Origin of the sequence: Paenibacillus sp. V4I7 (assembly GCF_030817275.1) — a bacterium.
Classification (GTDB): Bacteria; Bacillota; Bacilli; order Paenibacillales; family NBRC-103111; genus Paenibacillus_E.
The window spans coordinates 144,158-164,363 of the sequence record NZ_JAUSZD010000001.1 but is presented as its reverse complement, the minus strand read 5'-3'; the positions used below and the strand labels follow the sequence as shown (position 1 = coordinate 164,363).

The 20,206-nt window shown below is 41.2% G+C and carries 21 protein-coding genes; 20 read left to right on the top strand and 1 reads right to left on the bottom strand.

What is annotated here, in order from left to right; all coding sequences use genetic code 11:
* Window positions 1-68: 68 nt before the first annotated feature.
* The 13 genes from QFZ80_RS00780 to QFZ80_RS00720 all read left to right on the top strand — a co-directional run bounded on the left by QFZ80_RS00780 (window position 69) and on the right by QFZ80_RS00720 (window position 13,858).
* Window positions 69-2,093 (top strand): glucosaminidase domain-containing protein, encoded by a 2,025-nt coding sequence (locus QFZ80_RS00780; protein ID WP_307544888.1) that lies wholly within the window; start codon window positions 69-71, stop codon window positions 2,091-2,093.
* A 16-nt stretch (window positions 2,094-2,109) separates the two neighbouring features.
* A complete protein-coding gene (locus tag QFZ80_RS00775; protein ID WP_307544890.1) occupies window positions 2,110-3,072 on the top strand; it encodes a hypothetical protein in 963 nt (320 codons plus the stop codon).
* 148 nt (window positions 3,073-3,220) lie between these two features.
* Window positions 3,221-3,931, top strand: a complete 711-nt coding sequence (locus QFZ80_RS00770) for a nuclease-related domain-containing protein (protein ID WP_307544892.1) — start codon at window positions 3,221-3,223, stop codon at window positions 3,929-3,931.
* Window positions 3,928-4,641: a hypothetical protein gene (locus QFZ80_RS00765; RefSeq protein ID WP_307544894.1), complete on the top strand. Its 714-nt coding sequence runs from the start codon at window positions 3,928-3,930 to the stop codon at window positions 4,639-4,641. Before QFZ80_RS00770 ends, QFZ80_RS00765 begins: the two co-directional genes overlap by 4 nt.
* A 299-nt stretch (window positions 4,642-4,940) precedes the next feature.
* Window positions 4,941-5,186, top strand: a complete 246-nt coding sequence (locus QFZ80_RS00760) for a hypothetical protein (protein WP_307556829.1) — start codon at window positions 4,941-4,943, stop codon at window positions 5,184-5,186.
* Window positions 5,174-5,926 carry a hypothetical protein gene (locus QFZ80_RS00755; RefSeq protein WP_307556827.1) on the top strand — a complete coding sequence of 251 codons (753 nt, stop codon included), beginning with the start codon at window positions 5,174-5,176 and terminating at the stop codon, window positions 5,924-5,926. Before QFZ80_RS00760 ends, QFZ80_RS00755 begins: the two co-directional genes overlap by 13 nt.
* Window positions 5,927-6,080: 154 nt before the next feature.
* Entirely contained in the window at window positions 6,081-6,455 is a 375-nt protein-coding gene (locus tag QFZ80_RS00750; protein ID WP_307544899.1) for a hypothetical protein, read from the top strand.
* Window positions 6,456-7,809: 1,354 nt separating this feature from the next.
* Complete coding sequence (locus QFZ80_RS00745; RefSeq protein WP_307556825.1) at window positions 7,810-8,703, top strand: hypothetical protein; 894 nt, start codon at window positions 7,810-7,812, stop codon at window positions 8,701-8,703.
* A 63-nt stretch (window positions 8,704-8,766) separates the two neighbouring features.
* A complete protein-coding gene (locus tag QFZ80_RS00740; protein ID WP_307544228.1) occupies window positions 8,767-9,687 on the top strand; it encodes a tyrosine-type recombinase/integrase in 921 nt (306 codons plus the stop codon).
* Between the two features lie 28 nt (window positions 9,688-9,715).
* Window positions 9,716-10,345 carry a TraX family protein gene (locus tag QFZ80_RS00735; RefSeq protein ID WP_307544230.1) on the top strand — a complete coding sequence of 210 codons (630 nt, stop codon included), beginning with the start codon at window positions 9,716-9,718 and terminating at the stop codon, window positions 10,343-10,345.
* Between the two features lie 30 nt (window positions 10,346-10,375).
* Window positions 10,376-10,660, top strand: coding sequence for a hypothetical protein (locus QFZ80_RS00730; protein WP_307544232.1), 285 nt, complete (start codon window positions 10,376-10,378; stop codon window positions 10,658-10,660).
* A gap of 83 nt (window positions 10,661-10,743) precedes the next feature.
* Window positions 10,744-11,823: a tyrosine-type recombinase/integrase gene (locus QFZ80_RS00725; RefSeq protein ID WP_307544235.1), complete on the top strand. Its 1,080-nt coding sequence runs from the start codon at window positions 10,744-10,746 to the stop codon at window positions 11,821-11,823.
* Between the two features lie 196 nt (window positions 11,824-12,019).
* Window positions 12,020-13,858 carry an eCIS core domain-containing protein gene (locus QFZ80_RS00720; protein ID WP_307544237.1) on the top strand — a complete coding sequence of 613 codons (1,839 nt, stop codon included), beginning with the start codon at window positions 12,020-12,022 and terminating at the stop codon, window positions 13,856-13,858.
* A 128-nt stretch (window positions 13,859-13,986) separates the two neighbouring features.
* Here QFZ80_RS00720 and QFZ80_RS00715 read toward each other — a convergent pair whose 3' ends face one another.
* On the bottom strand, window positions 13,987-14,805 hold the full coding sequence (locus tag QFZ80_RS00715; RefSeq protein ID WP_307544239.1) for a hypothetical protein: 819 nt from the start codon (window positions 14,803-14,805) through the stop codon (window positions 13,987-13,989).
* Between the two features lie 374 nt (window positions 14,806-15,179).
* Between QFZ80_RS00715 and QFZ80_RS00710 the strand changes: the two genes are divergently transcribed.
* The 7 genes from QFZ80_RS00710 (at window position 15,180) to QFZ80_RS00680 (ending at window position 20,001) form a co-directional block, all read left to right on the top strand.
* Entirely contained in the window at window positions 15,180-15,767 is a 588-nt protein-coding gene (locus tag QFZ80_RS00710) for a zinc-ribbon domain-containing protein (RefSeq protein ID WP_307544241.1), read from the top strand.
* A gap of 85 nt (window positions 15,768-15,852) precedes the next feature.
* Window positions 15,853-16,314, top strand: coding sequence for a hypothetical protein (locus QFZ80_RS00705; protein ID WP_307544244.1), 462 nt, complete (start codon window positions 15,853-15,855; stop codon window positions 16,312-16,314).
* 177 nt (window positions 16,315-16,491) lie between these two features.
* A complete protein-coding gene (locus QFZ80_RS00700; protein WP_307544246.1) occupies window positions 16,492-16,932 on the top strand; it encodes a NucA/NucB deoxyribonuclease domain-containing protein in 441 nt (146 codons plus the stop codon).
* A gap of 70 nt (window positions 16,933-17,002) precedes the next feature.
* A complete protein-coding gene (locus tag QFZ80_RS00695) occupies window positions 17,003-17,374 on the top strand; it encodes an SOS response-associated peptidase (RefSeq protein WP_307556823.1) in 372 nt (123 codons plus the stop codon).
* A gap of 10 nt (window positions 17,375-17,384) precedes the next feature.
* Window positions 17,385-17,672: an SOS response-associated peptidase gene (locus QFZ80_RS00690; protein WP_307556821.1), complete on the top strand. Its 288-nt coding sequence runs from the start codon at window positions 17,385-17,387 to the stop codon at window positions 17,670-17,672.
* Window positions 17,673-17,734: 62 nt separating this feature from the next.
* On the top strand, window positions 17,735-17,881 hold the full coding sequence (locus tag QFZ80_RS00685) for a hypothetical protein (protein ID WP_307544251.1): 147 nt from the start codon (window positions 17,735-17,737) through the stop codon (window positions 17,879-17,881).
* 164 nt (window positions 17,882-18,045) lie between these two features.
* On the top strand, window positions 18,046-20,001 hold the full coding sequence (locus QFZ80_RS00680) for a hypothetical protein (RefSeq protein ID WP_307544253.1): 1,956 nt from the start codon (window positions 18,046-18,048) through the stop codon (window positions 19,999-20,001).
* Window positions 20,002-20,206: the final 205 nt, after the last annotated feature.

Sequence of the window (20,206 nt, the reverse complement as noted above, 5' to 3'; positions counted from 1 at the left end):
CATCATTAATTATATGTTGCCCTCCGTCAGTCCGGACGGGGGGCTTTTATTCGGGAGGTGAGGCGGGAATGGCGGCACACAACGATCAAGAAGAGTCCTCGGCGCCTTCCGTAGGCAGAAAAGTGCTAGAGACCGGTAAAGACTTTGCCAAATCGATGGCAAAGAAGGCACTAAAGGAAATCGCAAAAAAACTTGTTAAGATGTTAGCAAAAATAATCATGAAGCTTATTGCAAAGGTAATTGCCGGTGCCCTAATATATTTGGGTGTTCCCGCTCTTATCATAGGGCTGCTTGTTATCATCGTAGGTGGGGGCATCATATATGCCTCAATCTCGTTTGGATGGCTAAGTGATGATGATAACGGTCAACTCGCACAGAAACTAAGAAATCAGTATGAGTCGGCCGTCGTAAGAACAACTGATTTACCAGAGTATCGCCCACCAACGCTTGTTGTTCAATCGATCGATAATATTCGAATTACTATAAATAATTTAGAAAATACTGATATAGACCCTAATCCCATTGCTTCAGCTTTGAAGCCTGATCTTACATATCAAAAATTTACAAATACCACCACAACCGTGACAAGACATACGGAGACGGTGACTATTGATGATGGAGATGGTGAATCTCATACTGAAGAGCGTGAATACACAACAACATCGACAAGTGAGGAAATCGTTAAACTTTTGGTCAAGGCGCATGCCTGGAATCGAATAGAGATCATAACCTATCATCAAGAGACTACTACAGAATCTTCAGGTGACACAACGGTCACCAAAACATTTTGGGTAAGAGACGCACAAGGATGCTCTATGCCTTCAACATCAACTGGTTCGGCAAGCGGTGGAACGGTAAACGGACAACCATCAGGCAAGTCACATCCCCTTTTTATCCTTTATGGTCCCGCTGCTACAGAGGAGGAGAGAAAAAGCGGTATTCCTGCTGCCATCACTTTGGCTCAACTGGTTCAAGAAAGTGGCTGGCAACCCAGTGAGTTAGCATCAAAATATTACAATTTCTTCGGGATTAAAGCACAAAATGGAGATGGTTGGACAGGGCCCGTTGTGTCATATCAAACAAAGGAACAGGATAAATACGGAAACGAATATACCATCAATGCAAATTTCCGAGTCTATGCAAATGCAACGGAAGGGTTCCATGGACATTCTAAGTTTTTGCTCGACAATGGCAGATATAAGCCAGTACTATCTCAAAAAAATCCGTATTCTTTTGCGAATGGGTTACAAGCGGCAGGTTATGCAACCGATGTAAATTACTCTTATAATCTTAGGTCATTGATTCACGAATATAACTTAACCCAGTACGATCTCGATAAAGGTATTGATTCAGCAACAGGTCAGCCCTACGAAGATGTAGGCTATTCGGGACCGATCGGTGATACTACAGGTGGACTTTCGCCCGGATGTGGAACTCCTGACTTTACGAAATTCGATGCGATTCTCAAGAAACTTAACTTCGGTACTGATGATGCAGCAATGGCCATGTTATCGATCAATGAAAATGATCCTGGTCATTCACTTATAAGTAGCTACAACGGTTTTTATCAGGATGCCTTTAAAATGTTAAATGCAAGTGGCAGTTACGGCGGCGGTGGTTCTTCCGGTGGATCAATAGCAGATGCACCTGTTATTCCAGGCAGTAACACTTGGATCTTCCCAACGCTCACCAAAGCTATTCTTGGAAGCCCTTATGGCTGGCGTTACGATGATACGAAAGGGAAGGAAGCATTGCACAAAGGGCAAGATATTTCTCGAACCCCCGATGATCGGAATAACAATGTAAGCTACCCTATTTATGCCGTTGAAGATGGAGTAATTGAAGGTGCAGGTGACCGCAATGACGGTTATGGTTATAGTGTTCTTATTAACCATGGGAATGGCATACGTACCCGTTATAGCCATATGGTAGCGGGATCCCTCCAAGTAAAGGCCGGTGATCAAGTGAAAAAAGGAAAATCGCTCGGTATAATGGGGCAAACAGGTCTTTCTAATGGTGTCCATCTACATTTTGAGGTTTTAGTTGGAGAAAGCAATACGCCAGTGAATCCCATTGGCTACTTACACAAATAAAGGGGCCGAAAAGAAAATGAAATGGGTAATCGGTATAGGTGGATTATGGCTCGTAATTATCATCTGTCTTATTATATATAGCCACTCCCCACATTCATCTACTTCATTGAAATCGCCGCAACAACACGATATTTCATCGGATCAGATACAAAAAGGTGGGCCTGTTGTCGGTGATGAAATCAAGAAAGAGGAGACGCCAGGTCAAGTAATCACCCGATATCTTCAATACATCAATGATGGAGATATTGATAATGCAGCCAGCTTAGTTGAACCAAACAAGCTACTTGAATATACATCAAATCAAAAGGGATTAAGCGCGCATGCTGCAGTAGAAAAATACGTAACTCTGTTTCCAAAAAAGACAGCAGCGAACTTAGAAATTACAGGAACTAACATCAGCGAAACTGAAGCAAATATAAATGTGAATGTAAAATTTAACTCTCTGCAGACGAAAAGCTTTTCTTTCACGTTAAAGCTTCTTGTAGAGGATGATGGTCACCAAAAGGAACAATTTTGGTTAATAACTAAGCAGGCTGAAGCAAATCAGGAAATTGATCCCGGCTTTAGTAAAATTCCTGATGTAAATACCGGAAAAGTGGATCAATCAAAAATTGTGCAGCCAAATAGTCCATTGGACAAGGTTGATCTGTTTCTAACCTTAATAAATGAGGGGAAATTAGATGGAGCTGCTGCTCTTTTTGATCCCAATATTTTGATGGTTGCCATCTCAAATCAAAAGGATAAAGATTCACGCCAAGTCATGGAAAGTTTCGTTCAAATCTTTCGTCCCGGTGATATGGTGTCGTATACTTCGACTCCAATTGATTCCAAAAGCACAAATGAGAAGAGTTTTAAAGTTCAATTAAAGATGAAAAAAGGTGGAGATCAGATTTACACGGTCCTACTAGACAACATCATCAACGATGCCACAACTGGTAAAAGTAGTTGGTATATTAAAAGTGTTGTACGGCAGCCTTGATATGAGATGTTGTTCAATGAAAATAAAAGTATTTGACTGGTATTCTTGAGTCTGTATTACTCCTCTACCATAGCTAAAGCATAATGTCATAGTTTCCATGCCATTATGCTTTAGCTGTGACACAACTACTTGCTCATAGGAGGTTATTATGAATATATTTGATGGGTTCGCGTTAGTACTATTTTTGATTGGTTTTGTTTTTCTATCAGTAGGTATACTGCCTAAACTCCGATCATTCTTAAATCACTATATACAAACAAACAAGGAACAGAAGGCTGCAGCTGAGAGGAAAAAAAGGCAAGAGATAAAGGTTGCTCAAAAAGAAGCTGCGAATCGAGCGGAAGAACAGGTCAGCTTCCATCTCAGGTATTTGGATGAAAAGCAATACTTCGTTTGGAATGGCGTTTATGTAGTACATGGAGGAATGCGACATGAGATTGATCATCTAATTGTTGGGTCCAAAGGTTTGATTCATGTTGAGACGAAAAATTACAGCGGGGAACTTCGATTTACACCCAACGGGATTGAACGAACAAAAAAAGATTCATACGGAAACCTACTTAAAGAAGATGTGATAAAAGATCCAAATGCACAAATGCTTCATCACGATATTTTATTTCAAAGATTGTTGAATGATAATGGATTAGCGAATGTCCCCATCCTAGGAGTGCTTTGTATCGCAAACGATCGGTCTACTGTCGCAGGGAAGCCGCAAAACTTTGATGTAATAAAAGATGCTGCCCTGATCTCATACATACAAGACCTACCGCATTACGAAGGTTACTCACCGGATCTTCATGAAACCTTGGTGAGGCTGATCGAAAAATCGATTGAGGAAAGAAAGGATATCGCAGGATGAGAAAACAGAACATATTTGTCATCATCGGAACATTATGTATTTTAGCTTCAATTGGAGTAGAAACATACGCCAATTCGATTCGTAAAGACTCTGGAAGTCAAAACCAAGCAGCCGTTTCTTCGAGACAACCAAGCCCAACACCGGCTTCTAAAACACCTGAAATCACAACTGAATCAACACCCGTGACATTTAATCCTGATCCAAAACCGATTAATACACAAACTATGAATCCTGCCGAACCCACGCCTACAGCCACACAAACAGAGGCACCGGTCCAGCCTTCCCCAACAATAAAACCAACGGAAGCATCGGCGACATCAAAACCTGCTGTTACTCAATCGTCCAAACCAACGGAAGCATCGGCGACATCGAAGCCTGCTGTTATTCAATCGTCCAAACCAACACAGGCGCCGTCTGAAACCACGGAGAGTAGTATACTTTCACAGATAAATAATGATCTTGAATTGATTGATATTAATGGTGATCTGAGGGCTCTTGCAGAGGCTTCTATTGTCCTTGACAAAAAGTGGTCAAAAATACTGTTTGATCCTAAGTTAGATATAGATATAGCTATTAGGTCGAGCATCACAACAATGGGCATAAAGGGGAATACCGTACTGAACGGACTTGAGTTAAAAGGTAAGGCTACAGATCATCATGTGGAATCCCTAAAGACAGAAATAATGCAACTAAAGAGAACCCTCAAATAAGTATAGTCAAAGAGTTGCGAAAGAGACAAACGACAAGCTATGAAGCCCTTTATAAACTCCAAAGTCTTACAACAGAAGTTTCGTATTGAATCTTTTCAAAGTATAGTAAATGTTGTAAAATGGGATTATGTAACTCAGACGATCTCACGTCATTTCCGCATATGCGGCAAGTTCGACTCCCTATGGGATGTTATTGCTAAACGGGTTTTTGCTATACCCGTTAAGGTGCAATCATCCCATAGGGAGTTTTTGCGTTTCAGGAGATCCAATTGGGAAAAATATTATGGAGGTAGAATTGTATGCACGTTCTGATTTTTGAAGGGAATCAAAGACTCGAGGAAGCACTTAACGGAAAAGTCTCAATGTGGCGATTCAAGAGCAAGTACAAGCAGCATAAGCGTGTGTACCTCTGGGATAAATATGGCACAGGCCGAAGTGATCGGGAGATTCTGTATGCCTTAGTTGGTCCCAACGACACGCTAACAAAGCAAGCTGGCGCCATTTTATGCGTTAAGGAAGACGGCAATGGAAAATGCTGCCATTAGTAGAGGAAGATGTCGATGCACTTAGCCTTTACATGGAGATCCATAAATCAATATGGAATATGGAGCAACATGTTCGTTACTCAACGCTCAATTATGAAGATGGACTGATAGAATTAAAATCCATCCATGAAAAAGTTAGTAAGATGGATTCAACCATGCAGGGTTGGATTAAACCAGTTGAAGTAATTAGCTATCTCACCGGTATAATTGCAAAGCATCTTGCTGCAAATAAGGTGGCAAAGGGATACCAGATCATTTTTAGCGTATTGTGTGAGTCCAAAAGTATAGTAGAAGCATCTACTGAACTGCATCAATTAACTGGATCCGATCGTTATAAAACGATGCTGGATCCAACGAACAAGGAATTTGTTTATCATCTGTCAGAGCATGATTGTTTTATGAGGAGAACGGGTAAGTGCTCGCTTGAGCTGAGTCCGCAGGAACTCCAAGAATATCTAATTCAAGACAAAGATAATCGTTCGGACTCATCCGTCTCTTACTGCAGGAATCTGCTACAGTCTTTTCAACAGAAAGGTATTCAATGTAGCGTAGATATCCAGCATAACACTGCATGTGGCCATTACACATTTACTGGTGGCCAGCATCGCACCTGTATTGCGAAAAAAACAAATATAAGTGTTCCTGCAAACGTTGCGGAACAACAAACTTACTGCAAAATGTGTAGTAGTCAAAGAAGCGGTGACAAGAGTTTCATCGATAAAGATGATTATATCGCTTAAGCGATGATCCAGGGCAAAAATGAAGTAACTGCTTCCATGCGGTTACTTCTTTTTTCTAATCCTCTGCTGTAGAATATGATAAATACGCCTTGATTTTAATCAGATATCTGACGATATATTAGGTATAGTCCCAATTTGAATAGGAGGCACAATGATGAATAAATATGAAAGTAGTGTTGGTATTTCAATCCTGAAATTTCGCCAGAATATCGCAAAGTATCTGGATATCTTATTCATCATTCCTAGATGGGAAGAGCGGAAAAAGCTCCACTTACTTAGGTTGTACTTATTTTTACCAATTCTTTCAATGCCAACGATTGCGATTGTATTAAAGTGGATAGCGAACCAACATAATGAAACAATAGATCAATTGCTAGTAGGGCATTTTATTCTCTTTCACATTATAGAATTTTTAGCTCAATCTTATATTGGAATGAAAACTAACGGATATATATTTATGATATTATCTTTTCTTGCATTTCTTAGAACTCATGACCATTTCAAACAGGGAACAAGAACTTGGTCTTAAATTGACTAAGAAATTATTATTTCTTACACTTCTTGATTTTTACTTTTTGCATAGTGCTATTAAAAGTAGCCCTTTTTTGATGCAATCAGGTTTTGAGATTGCTTTTTGGATGCTTATAGTCGTGACAATCCCAATGTTGCTAAGCTTGAAAAAATATCAAAGGGAAAATGGCAGCTATGATCCTTCCCACATTTTGAAGAAGCACAATAGAAAAGAGAGAAAAAAAAGCAAGAAAGCGAAAAAGTAAGGTTCCTTTTATTTATTTGCGGGCTGTCAAAATGAACGGCAGCACCCTTTCGCTAACAGAAAATGATAGCTCAATAAAACAGTGGTAGTCTAGGACTTTATTTTCTCGTCCAAGGCTTGCCGCTGTTTCTTTTATTGGGGTAAGTCTAAATGATTGGATATTGCAGTTTGGAATCATCAAGATCAAAATGGGAATGTAAAGTCAAACGGGACGATAAATCATGAACTACTAGCTGCGGCCAGTGTGGAGCAAAACAAGGCTCACAAGTTGCGTTCCGTTGAGTTATGAAGGCACCTTATAAAGAATTGTGGATGCCCATTGCTTCGGCTCTGTGGCATATCCAAAGCTTGATGCCCCCCCTAATTAATGCTAAACCATTCAATTTGATATAGCAGTGCCTCAAAGCATTTGAGCCTAGAGAATTTCGAATATTGTGGCACAACGGCTAGTTTACCTAGTAAACTCGGTAAACCCTTGTAATAATGGGAACTAAAAGTTAACCTATTAATTTTATGATAGGATAATAGAAACGACATAATGCATCATTTTTCTTGTTTTTTTAGTTGTGTATCGGTACGAAGGGGGGACTTGATTGAATAAACAAGCACCAAATACACATTTGTCGCTTGTTTGGTAGTATAATCAAGAGAATAAAGAGAAGAGGGTATGACGAATAGCTCGGTAGGTGCGACCTCCGAGCCAAGTAGACAATATCAAATAGACAAGCTATATGTACCGAACTTGTGCGCGCGCGTTATATTCGTGAAGCCTTCCGACCAAACAGGCCTTTCGGCCACCAAGCTTTAGGTTCTGAGCGCCCCCCGTTTTTCCCGGGCTTACAATGTTTCCAGAGGGTGACCATTAGCATCTATCTTGATTTGTCGTTCATTCAGCTCATGTACCTATCCTTACCATTTTGGTAGATTTATATACAACTCAGGATGAAGCCACAAAGGCGATCGATCGAGCATATTCTGCCGCGCAGCGGCACCCGCTCCTAGTCAGCCACTAGATAAATGTACGACAAGTTAACCTTAGTAAACTCGGTTAACCTATGATAATATAAGGTCTATAAGTAAACCTACGAAAAAAAAGGGGAGTTTTTAGATGTCGTCGACCGAAGCTAAAACAACTAAAGCATACAAAATTACCAACGATTTAAAAGTGAAACTTGAACGTCTGGCGGAGGAGAGTGGCCTAGAGACTCAGGAGGCTTTCATAGAGCAGTTGGCGTCGATGTATGAGCTGCAATTGCTCAAGCAAGGTACAGGAAGCGGGTACGCAAAACAAATAGATGAATTGGAATATCATACACGTCGGAACGCAGAGATATTTATCGGTATGATTAATACGGAGGCTGCAGAACGGCTCAATCTGTCTCAGCAGCATACGGATGCTCTAGCAAACCGCGCAGAAACTATATTCGCGCAAGAGCAAGAGATTACTGAAATGAAGAAAGAAGTGAAGGCTCTGGCTGACGAGATGGGGCGACTCATAAAAGAGAACGGATCTCAAGCAAAGCTAGTTGAGCAACTACAAGAGTCCGTCCGGGATAAGGGCTTAATCGTTGAGCAACGCGGACAAGAAATATCTACGCTTTCCGGAATCGTAAACGAGTACAAGGCAGCTGCGGATGAGAACAAGGAATTGAAAACGGAAATATCCCGGTTAACGGAAGTTGTCAATAATCAGTCGGGACGTATAGCCGGTTTGGAGACGCAAGTCACAACATTGGAAGCTATCAGTGAGAAACAGCTTACGGAAGCCGAAGAACGTCACAAGGAAGCACTAGAAAGACTTTCGGAGCGAAAGGACATGGAGAAAGAACGTGAATTGCTGGCAATCCGGACGGAGTATCAAGCAAAGCTTGAGAAGGAACGTGAGGACGCAACCGGGAAACTCCGCGAGCAATATGAACAACGTGATCTGCTCCGAGAAGAAATTGCCAAGCTTAAGCAGCCGAAGTCCGACGACGGCGGCAAGTCATCAGAGAAGAAGTAAAAGATCGATCCATACTGAGATTTGTTTCTATCTCACATCTTCTGATGACAGGAGGGGATACACTTGAGCGAAAAGCTTCAAACGTACTTCGAAGAAGATATAGACGATTTTCAAACTTATCTTCAGAATCGAGGGTACACCCTACGTACACAAAATGAATATGTTCGTGAGGTTATCGCATTTCTGGATTATGTTAAAGCACCGACCGCCTCAGTAACTAAAGGGGATATAATGAGATTTCAAAAAGTAATGCGAGATCGAGGCGCCGGTGACGGAGCAATTAACCGAATGATCTCATCTATACGATGCTTTTATAAGGCTCTTATCGAATTCGAAAAGATCCAGGTTAATCCAGCCATCACCGTTCCCAAATCAAAAGTCGAGAAAAACAGGTCACCGGTATTCTTGAGTGAGGAGGAGCTCGCGGATTTTCTTGAATATGTAGATGGACGACACAAAATCCGTAACCTTGCAATATGTCTTCTTATGGCTTATGGGGGTCTGCGCGTATCAGAAGTCCACGCTCTAAATATCGAACATTTTCAATCTGGAGAAAATCCGACACTTCACTTTATGGGTAAAGGAAGGAAATGGAGAACCGTACCGCTCCATGAGAGTGTTGCAGTCATACTTGAAACATATCTGCAGGAGCGGGTAAATCCCAAGGATGGAGATTCCTCAGCTTTCTTCATTTCACAAGAAGGCCGCCGGATTGGACGTAGAACGATACAAAGTATAATCGATCGAGCTACAAGCATCATAAAACAAGCCCGCCCAACTCTTAAGGACAAAAAAATTAGTAGCCATAAATTAAGGCATACCTTTGCTACTAATCACTTCCGGAGCGGCACGGATCTACGAACTCTGCAAGAGCTCCTTGGGCATTCAGATATCTCAACTACGCAGATTTATACTCACGTCGATACGCAGCAGTTAGCCGCGGCACAATCGAGGATTCGTCCGAGAATACCCGCAAATTATTAATGCTTAAAGCAATAAGGGGTTATTTTTTATGGAGTGGCTAGCAATGATTACGATGATCATCGATCATATAGGTTATGTCTGGTTTCCGAATATCCCCGATTGGAGGATCATTGGAAGGATAGCTTTCCCGATATATGCCTTCGGTGTGGCAAGAGGGATGTCGTTTACTCGTGACCCCCAAAAATATATTTTTCGTTTATTATTCCTGGCAGTCATATCCCAACTACCATATTCGCTCTTGTTCAAGAACGAGTCAATAAATGTGATTGCCGCCTTTACTATTATCGTATTTGCTTTATACCGTGTAGAAGCTGCAGAGAAGTTAAGAGAAAAGCTGTTTTGGTTTATTGGAGCGGGGCTGCTGCTTGATATTTCAGGAACTGATTACGGATCATATGCGTTGTTGCTAGTCGCAATTTACCGTTATACACGTGGGTTTGAAGCGATTTTTTTACATATTCTAATCAATATTTTTGCTTGGTTTGCTTTTCATATGCCTTTACAGGTGTGGAGTATCATTCCAACACTCGCGCTGGCTTGGGTACCTCTCAGTAAAGCAGAGATTTCACCTAAGTTTAAAGTTCCTTCGTGGCTCTGGAGGAGCTTTTATCCGGTGCACTTAATGATGCTCTGGCTTCTTGCCTACTTCTTGCATTAAAATAAACACTCGGAGATTGAGGGAGAACCTATGTTGCAATGTAACCAGTGTAATCAACAGATCGAAACAAAGACGTCAACAAATATACGCCAATTTGACGGGGGGACCTTGTACGTTACGGATGTCTCTGTGCAAAAGTGTGATTGCGATGAACAGATTTTACTCGGAGATGGGGCACTGATCGCTGGTTATGCAAGATTTCTTAGTGATCGTAAGATCATTGGTAATGTCACAGTCTCTTTCACAGAGCTGAAACTGAAATTCGTTATAGAAGATTTTTTTCAGACTAATGCAGAACAATATGACACGATTTGAACGACGTGCAGCTTGATTGTCACGCCGACGACGACGTTTTACGACTACTATCATTACGTAAAATAGAGAGGAACAGGAATTGTATGGACAATCGTGAGTTTCTAACTGGGGAACGTATTTGCGAATTTTTTCAAATACCTGTCCCTCCCGCTATATGGGAGGAGTCCGGACTATCTGTAAATGACCTCCTGGGATTTCATTTTGACGCCGTAACAGGAGAAATTATTATTCGTCGAGAGAATCAAAATTCAGGAGAGAACGAGGAAGAATCACTTCATGCAATCAAAGTGATTCAAAAATTCAAGTCATATACGTTGCAACGTGGGGAACGAAGTGAATTATCTAAAAAAACTGTAACATCGTATATACAGAATCTTGAAAAAATACTCAAATTCTTAGCTGAAACTGGACGAGAGAACCTTAACTTAGAGTATCTCAATGAAGAGATCTTCGATGAGTTTATGCGAACGATCCCAAACGCTAAAAATAATACGATCAAGTTCTATCGAGCGCTTATTAATTTGATTTTTCAATTTGTAAATAAGAGTGACCTTGCAATAACTTACATCAAAAACGGAATTGATCCCAAACAAGTTGAACTGCACGAAATCGAATATTTTACTGAAAGCGAAGTTGCCAAACTTCTGAATCCTAGAGAGTATTACGCTGAACTGACGGGCCCTAAACGTCACGCTATAATAAAATTCTTCCTTGAGACCGGTTGTCTTTCAGGAGAACTATCACAAGTTAAGGTCCGTGACTTTGATATCGAGAATAATCTTATTACATTGCCCATTAGAGAGTCTGCTGAAACTAGAAAAGTACCTATGAGTGATTCTCTTAAAGATACCATTATTGATTATTTGAATTACTCTGGTTGTAACGAATGGTCCAGAGATAACGATGGGTATTTATTTATTCCACTTACTTTCGGAGATAGAACGAAACCCTATTCTCAAAGGTCAACAACTGGTCTAGTAACAGAACATTTCGAGAAAGTTGGTTTAGTAGGTACGCCGATAAAATTGCGTCACACATATGCTATGAAACTTTTGCGGACAGGCACACCTTTAGAAGAACTGGCAGCTCTAATGGGATATAATGACACGAAAACAGTAATTAGATATGCCGTCGCCTTAGATAAGGAAACATCCCTTGAATGAGCAAATGAAACGTCAGTGCTTCCTGGTCCCAGTAGGCAATCTTGCTTGTGTCGAGGGCTCGACGATGCGAATGCGAACTCGTACTGAGGGTGATCAAAGTCAAATGTCTCTCTAAAACTGATACAAAGGAAATATTTGCTAATTTGTCGAATCTAATTATAATAGTTTCATTCTAATTAGGGAGGCATATTTGAAAATGGATCATCCCGCACACTCTATTAAAAATAAACCCGAAGATGCATCTAACAAATCACCCGAAGAAATTCGGACACACGCCCCTACATCAAATTTTCAACTGCAAAGAGCTTTATCTCCATCAACGCCCATTAGTCCGGCACATATTTCGCTACTGCAAAAGACAGTAGGCAATCGAGCGGTCACTCAACTCATGCAATCCCGAATGAACGAACCGCTTCAAAAAAAAGAAAATAAAACGGGTATGCCGGAACAATTGAAAACGGGAGTAGAAAACTTATCGGGAATAGATCTGTCCGATGTGAGGGTTCATTATGGATCGGATAAACCGGCACAGCTGCAGGCACTTGCCTACGCCCAAGGAAATGAAGTACATATTGGTCCCGGTCAAGAGGAGCATCTGCCACACGAAGCGTGGCACATCGTGCAGCAACGGCAGGGCAGGGTATCCCCTAGCCTTCAGGTCGGAGGAACAGCTATCAATGACGATCCTGAGCTCGAGCGGGAAGCGGACGAGCAAGGACAACGGGCTATTTCCATGTCTCTACAGAGCGAGGAGACTTCCTTTGCGCAACGGAAGCCAAAAGAGCAGGCAGAGCAGACCAGTGCCTCTGTCGCCCAACTGAGCAATGCGGTCGATTTTGTTCTTGGTGTTGGCTCGTACAATTTGATCACTCAATCCATAATCGCAAACGGAAGAAGTTATAACGATGCTCCATTTTTGGCCTCAAGTGCGCAAAATTTAATTGATTCCGGAATGTCTGCACAAGAAGCAAGAGGATTGTTAATTGCTATGTTTCCAGTAATCGACAGACAGCCTGTGCTAGGTAGAGCGGTCGGTTACGCCGCGCAAATGAGGCAAAACAATGTACCTTATGCGACCATTATAGGGGTTCTGACGCAGCATCCCGACATATCTCTTAGTCAGCAACAGTCCGCAGGCGTCATTCAATTGACCTCCTTAAACGCCTGGACATTTCTTAGTATCGACTCGATTTTGCAAGCCTACGCAGCAAATGCCAACGGGCTTTCGCTGCAGCAGTGGGCGACCATTGCGGCCCGCTTTCCCGCCAACAATTTTGCCGACGCTGTCGCATTCTCGCAAATTGCGAATTGGAACTCGGTCGCAATAATCGCATTGGCGCAAGCCTTTACCGCCAATGCTAACACTCTGACGGCAGCCGAATGGGTGACGGTTGCTGGCATATTGGGTAATAATCAGCACGCAAATACAATCGCTTTCGCCCAGTTAGCCAATTGGGGCGCGGCTGAGATCGGAACGTTGGCGCAGGCATTCGTCAATAACGCCAACGGGCTGACCGCAGCCAATTGGATTACGTTGGCCGGATACATGGGCAACAATGCTCATGCCGATACTATCTCTTTCGCGCAGATTCCTGGTTGGAATGCTGCTTCCATCTTGGCGATTGCCCAACATTTCGGCAATAATGATTATGGCAATGACGCTGCGACCTGGACAGCGCTGGCTGCACGCAGATTAAATAACCCGGAGTACATTAGAGAGCTTGCACATTATGTCGGTAACGGTTGGCCGGATCAAATCAATTTCAACGGAGGCGTCGCCTTGCTTGGATTGGTTTCGGACGGCATCATGTACGGGAGCGGCAATCCCCATGTCACGATTCACGGACATGACGAAAACACAGGAGTCGGAGCATGGCGTTCCAATCCGGAATACCACGTGAGACTGGATGCAGGCAGTGCCAATGTATATGATTTCGTGGGCAATCAGGATAGTTTTTACAATAACGTAGATATGGACAATGCGCAGATTGCTCGCAATTTAGCTGTTCAATTCCGCAATGAGATGAACAGATGAAGAGAAGAAGTTCCCGAATAATCAAGTCGTTCATTTTATGAAGAAGTATTAACTCAATGGAGCGGCAGTCTTGGACTTTATTCTTCTCGTCCAAGGCTACCTCCACTGTTTCTTAATTTGAAGTAGTTCTAAAACTTATTTTTAGAACCTTTTAATGCCTCTCGCATTTCAATAGTCATGCAGGCTCGGGCAATTATAGATTCAACGCATGCCTCCACCTCGTAACCTCTTGGAATCGGAATTATATCTTTATTTTCTTCGATCTCCTTCAAGTCGTACCGAACCATCCCCTCATATCTATACTTATTCACTCCTTGGTTGTGCAATAAATTATAGACCTGCGCGTTATGCTTATACATAAATTGTTGTTTTAGTTCTTGAAGACTGTAAAGTTTGTCTGGAATTTCATTGACAGAAAGTAGTATCGTGTTCTCTTGGAATTCTTTCTTGAACAAGCTTAAAGAAGCTTCAACCAAAAGAGCTAATTTAGATTGGCTGCCAGCCAATTGTGCAAAACTTTCAAACATAGCATGTGATTGGAACGCCATATATGTAAGAAGATCGTAACGGTGTTCTCGCTCAACATGCACCTGCAGAAACTCCTCAAATGATGATCGGTGAAGTAAAATCCGTTTTTGTAACAGTGAGATAGTATCCACGGAGAGATCCGCAAATTCCTCAGACTCCCGAATTGCCTTGCGAATAATCGAGTTGATATTAATATGTGGCACTTTCGGTTTCAACTCCTGTAATACGTACACATAGGAGCAACCCAGGTAGGCACCCGCTTCCTCTAGAGAAAGATTAAACCCGGTATCCATGTATGATAAATAAACCACGACAATATCACGCATTTTTTTGCCTTTCCCGTCGATTTTAATGGCCATCTCATTTTTTTGATTCCATTCCCTTTTAGGAAGCGATGAATCTATGTTGTCCTTGTACATAACGTATCACCAAACCTTCTTAAGTTATATATAATTATAATTTAAAGAATGGTTATATGAAAGGTCGTAGCCGTGTACAATGTCCTTGTCCGCCAGGATCAAAGCCATTGATTGATAAAATATTTTGCGATGTGAGCAGCATAAATGTAACTTGCAATTCAGGCTGCTCTTTGACTGTTCCCGATATTAGCAAATTCACATAACTAAGAAAAGGTGATTCATTTAGAAGAAGAGTGCTTGCGAAATTCAGTTTTGCTGTAGCAGCGGTTTGTACCGCTAGGCACCGTTAATTTATGATTGATCAGAACTTTACAAAAAAATTTGATATAATTGTATTAGTCATTCGTAACCATTAATTTAGGCGGAGATAATTCATGGTCAAACTAGGCACTCCTCAATTTAGGGATCTTAAGAATTCTTTTAATTTATCCCCTAATGACATACTAAAGCTAAATCAGAATTTGAAACGAAAAGTTCGTTTAATTTCAGGATATAAAAGAGTAGTTCATTCTAAGGCGGGATTGTTAAATAGATACCCATATCTAAAATTGTACTGGGATTATGAAAAGAATACTGGCATAAATCCGAGGCACTTATTTCCGAACAGCGAAGTTTATGTATGGTGGACATGTCGCTTAAACCATTCTGTTAGAATGAAAGTGAAAAGTAGAATAAAGTTTGTTGATTGCAGGATCTGTGAGAAAATGATTACGCCCATCGATGGTTCCCTGCTTGAGCTATATCCTCATATTGCTAAAGAGTGGGATTACGAAAAGAACTATCCACTTTTACCCACCGCAATTAAACCGAAAAAACGCGATAAAGTCTGGTGGTTGTGTACCGAAAAGCAGCACAGCTATCAAGCTAGTCCTGATAATAGAGTTGGGAATTGGTCAGGATGTAAACGTTGCGCCAGTAGTAGGCCAAGAAGAAGAAGGCAACATTATTTATCTGATCACTGAAGCGGGGGATGTGGGAATCAGTACATAATATCAATGGTTTCCATTCAAGTCCCATTCAATCCTCGAAGAGGTGATTAAACTTTTTATGCTAGAAATCAAAGCAGCCTACTATAGAACACTAATTGAAAGATTGGACTACTTATTAATCGATCTATACAAAAGCAACCCTGAGTACGGAATAGCATCGGATATAGCCCAAAACCCCGTCATTACTTCTTTAACTAAAGAGCTTAGGAAAAACCCTTTGGATTACGTGGCTCCCACCAGAAAGGGAGTTATATTCCACCTCGATCATCTCAAAGACTTGCGATCTGAATTGGCAGCGAAACTAGCAGTAGAACTTCAGGTAGCTCAAAAGGTATTTGAGTTCGAATTGGGACGCATCGGAGCAATAAATGATATTCAAATTAGTATAATCGATAACAAATTTAGACTTCAAAATAATGATTATTATTGGATCGGAGACGCTGAGAGTGTAATTAATCATGTTCTTTTATTAGAAGATGGAGCAGGTGTAATGCGTTTATTGGATAAAATTAACACTTAGTGCGTTTGGAGTCTTTTTTTGTAAGTAGCACATAGGTGGGTCTTGCTCTTCTAGTTGGGGCGTTTTCTATAGCAACAATGGAGATTTCGGATATAACGAAATCCGACGAAGAAATAGAACGAAAGATACTCATATTTAAGCATCATACTTTACCAAAAAAACAACAAGGTAGGTTCAATGAAAAAGAAAATATTATATTTATCCTTAATCATGTTTCTAATAATAGGCGTATCTTATCTATATAAAATAGGATTACTCCCACAAGAATCTTACTCAACTAATCAAGACGCATCAACTCAATACACAATCATAATACCATCAGATCGTTTCCCAGAAACCGCGGCACATGTCAAAGCAGCTATTGAACATGGTGAAACTCCAGTATGTACAATTGACCGCAAAGGTGCAGAAGAGAATCGCAAGGAGTCATTAAAAGGTATCCCTACAAAACCTAATAAAGACAGAGATGAGTTTCCAATGGCAATGTGTGCAGAGGGTGGTGCTGGTGCAGATATTGCTTATGTAACCCCATCAGACAATCGTGGAGCAGGATCATGGGTAGGAAACCAATTAGAGAATTATCCTGATGGAACTAAAGTGATGATAATGGTAAAGTGATATTTATGAGATCAATTTAAGGCTATTCGGGGTCCATTTTTCCGATGATGGGAATTAGGAGGCGATTTTCATGTGCGGAAGGTATACTATTACTGCCACTTTAGACGAATTGCTAGAACGCTATGGAGTTCACGACACACCCATCCAGAATTATCGAGCAAATTTTAACGCAGCTCCTACACAGATGCTCCCGGTTGTCATTAACGATGAGAACAATAATTTTTTGGAGCTTATGAAATGGGGACTTATCCCATCGTGGGCAAAGGATCCAAAGATTGCATTTAAAACCATCAATGCTCGGGCAGAAACTGTCGCTGAGAAGCCCGCATTCCGCACATCTATCCGGCGCAAGAGATGCATAATACCTGCCTGCTCTTTTTATGAATGGAAAAATGTCGGGGCAAACAAGCAGCCGATGCGGATTACTTTGAAAATCGGGTGAATTATTTAGCATGGCTGGAGTTCATGACTCATGGACAGACCCGGAAGGAAAACAGGTTAATTCATATTCCATTGTTACGACCTCTTACAACGATCTAATGAAGGACATCCACGACAGAATGCCTGTGATTCTTAAGCGAGAAGATGAGGCGCTATGGTTAGATCGTGGCACGAATGAACCCGAGTTGATCCGACATTTAATGGTTCCCTTCCTTTCAGACCAAATGAAAGCTTACCCCGTTACGACGCGTGTAGGGAATGTGAGAAATAACGATCCGGATCTGATTAAAGAAGCCTAATAAAGAGAGGAGAATGCCCTCATGATCGATAAATACCTTTACTCAAGGAAAAGGATAAGACTATGTTCGTTTTTGAAAAATCAGGCAAATATTATGGTCATATTGTCAAAAATAAAACCGACAAGGCACCGGCAAAATTGATCTTTGAAACTCCTAAATTCGGCACCGTTGAAGAATTAAAAGCTGAATATCCATCAGCGGAAGTTTAGGGCAGTGTCATTGCTTTACGGTCGCTTAGCTACGGTCTGTATAAGTTCTTTATGTTAAAATTTCTTTCGTACAAGGGTGATTTATGAATCATGAGAAAATCCACCTTTCATTTCATTATGAAACCTGCAAATCCGAACTAGAGTTAGCCAGGATATGCAGATCTATGGATCAATGTGGCGGCAGAGTGGACGAAAAATATTTTATACATGGCTCTGCATCTATTACTGTCATCTTTAGTAATGAAAAAGAAAGTAATATGTTTTTGGAACGATTTAAGGAAACTGAAGAATATAAAAAATCTGAAGAAGGTCTACGAGAACATGAAGCGATGGATTTTGTAAATACGGTTCGTCGCGGCTTCATGCAGTGGACCGATGATCGTCTTAAGTCGATCCTTGCCAATCATGACGGCTGGTGGCGTAAGCGTGGTACTCAGGAAACATGGGATCAACTGGTTGTATTTTTAAACGAAAGATACATCACGATTGAGCCTCATTTCTATGTGGAAGTTGATCCACCCCAAGATCCTGATGAATGGCAAGAGAATGACTTGTCTCGAGTTGTGTATGAATGTTTCCATGGTCGTGGTAATGGTGCTATACAATACATGAAATGGTGCGCATATCACTGGCTAAGAGCGCAAGGAATCTCCGACGATGAGATAACATTTCCAACGAGCCTTGCGAACATTGCAGCGAACTCAAAAGCAATATCGATCAAAGTCGGTGAGGGCGACCCCTTTCAAATTATCTATCACATATTAGCAGACCCTGAAGCGACATATATCCATTTTCCATATGGAGAACTGCCGGTTCTTTATCGACTGAAGGGAACTCCAAGGTTGTACCAGTTTCTCCAGGGCGATAAGTTTCATCGAATGTTTATTGCTAATTGCATCGAGATCAATCAGCAGAGAAAGGCAGTATCGTATCAAGAAGAAGAACTGGTTAAGGAAAAGGAGCAAAGGGAGTTACTCGAGGAACAGGAGCGGGAGAGAAGGGAAAGATGCATCCTTGACCGATATGAGGATACAGCGGTTTTCTACGCTTCTGAGGTTCATGAATTTCTGCAGAATGATCCATCTATCGATAAGTCGTTGCGGCACTCAACCTATGATGACGTAAAAAAGTGGATCAAATCCTTGGAACTTTACGCGACGAAGCACGGTAATCGGTGGGTAGTAAGTAAACAACATTTAGTTCAATTCATCAAGTGGAAGAAAAATCCTCCAAATCGGCTTGATTGGAGAAGATGGGATCATAAACTGAAGATTGATTTCATGGAGTATCACAATAAAGCAGTTAGGGAACAAGTCAGTGAGGATTTAGTACTCTATAATTTCGCTATAAAGCATGAACTTCATCTAGATGATTGCAAGTTGAGTCGAACGATGAACTTCGAGTCCGAATATGATGAAGAATTTACTAGATTCCTCAGGCTTGAAGATCCAGTGCATGAAGAAAATTTATTATCAGAAATTCATAGATATGTTTTTAATGACCGGTATATAAGTGAAACAGCAACTGCGGTTGAGCACCCTCATACTCCAGATGTGTGGGATGACCCCCAAAATGTGGAGACGTTCAAAAACCATGCACTTAATGGGATTAAGGCGGGAACTTCAATGGACAATATTTTCAACGAGGTAGCCGAATTAATTGTCATCCCTCCCGAGAGGTGCAAACAATACTGGTATCTAATCTTACTGCCTAAGATTCGAGAGACGGTTGAGCAAATCCGTTCTGAACTCTATCCAGAGTGGGATTCCAAACATGACCAACTTTTAATTGATGAAATGATCGATGGGGCTCGTACTGGTCAAACGGTAGAGCAAGTAGTAAGAAAAGTGTCAGCGTTGATAAACATACCCTCAAATAAGCTTAAAAATCGTTGGAATACGGCCCTTGCAAAACAATATAGAGAAGAGATAACTAACATCAAGAAAGAACTCGAAAATTCATGGGGCGAGGAACATGATCAAAAGTTAACTGCCTTGATTAAAGATGCAGGTGTTAAAGAGGGAATTGACATTGCGAGGAAAGAGTTGCAGAGGCACTTACATGACGTCGTGAAGCGAGTTCACTTCTTGGGACTCACTAAAGACAAGCTATCTGATTAACTTTAATAAGATACTCGATACTCTGAGGACGGACCGGAAGAGAAAATAAAAAAGACTTTAATCAACCTGAGGAGGTAAAGGTGATTACAGTCTTTTTTGCGGTTTTTTGCTAGTATAAATTAGAGTCTAAATCCTGCAGTTGAACCTGCCAATTGTTGTTCAGTGATCTGAACCATTCTCGGCAAATGACATTAAAATAGTCCCA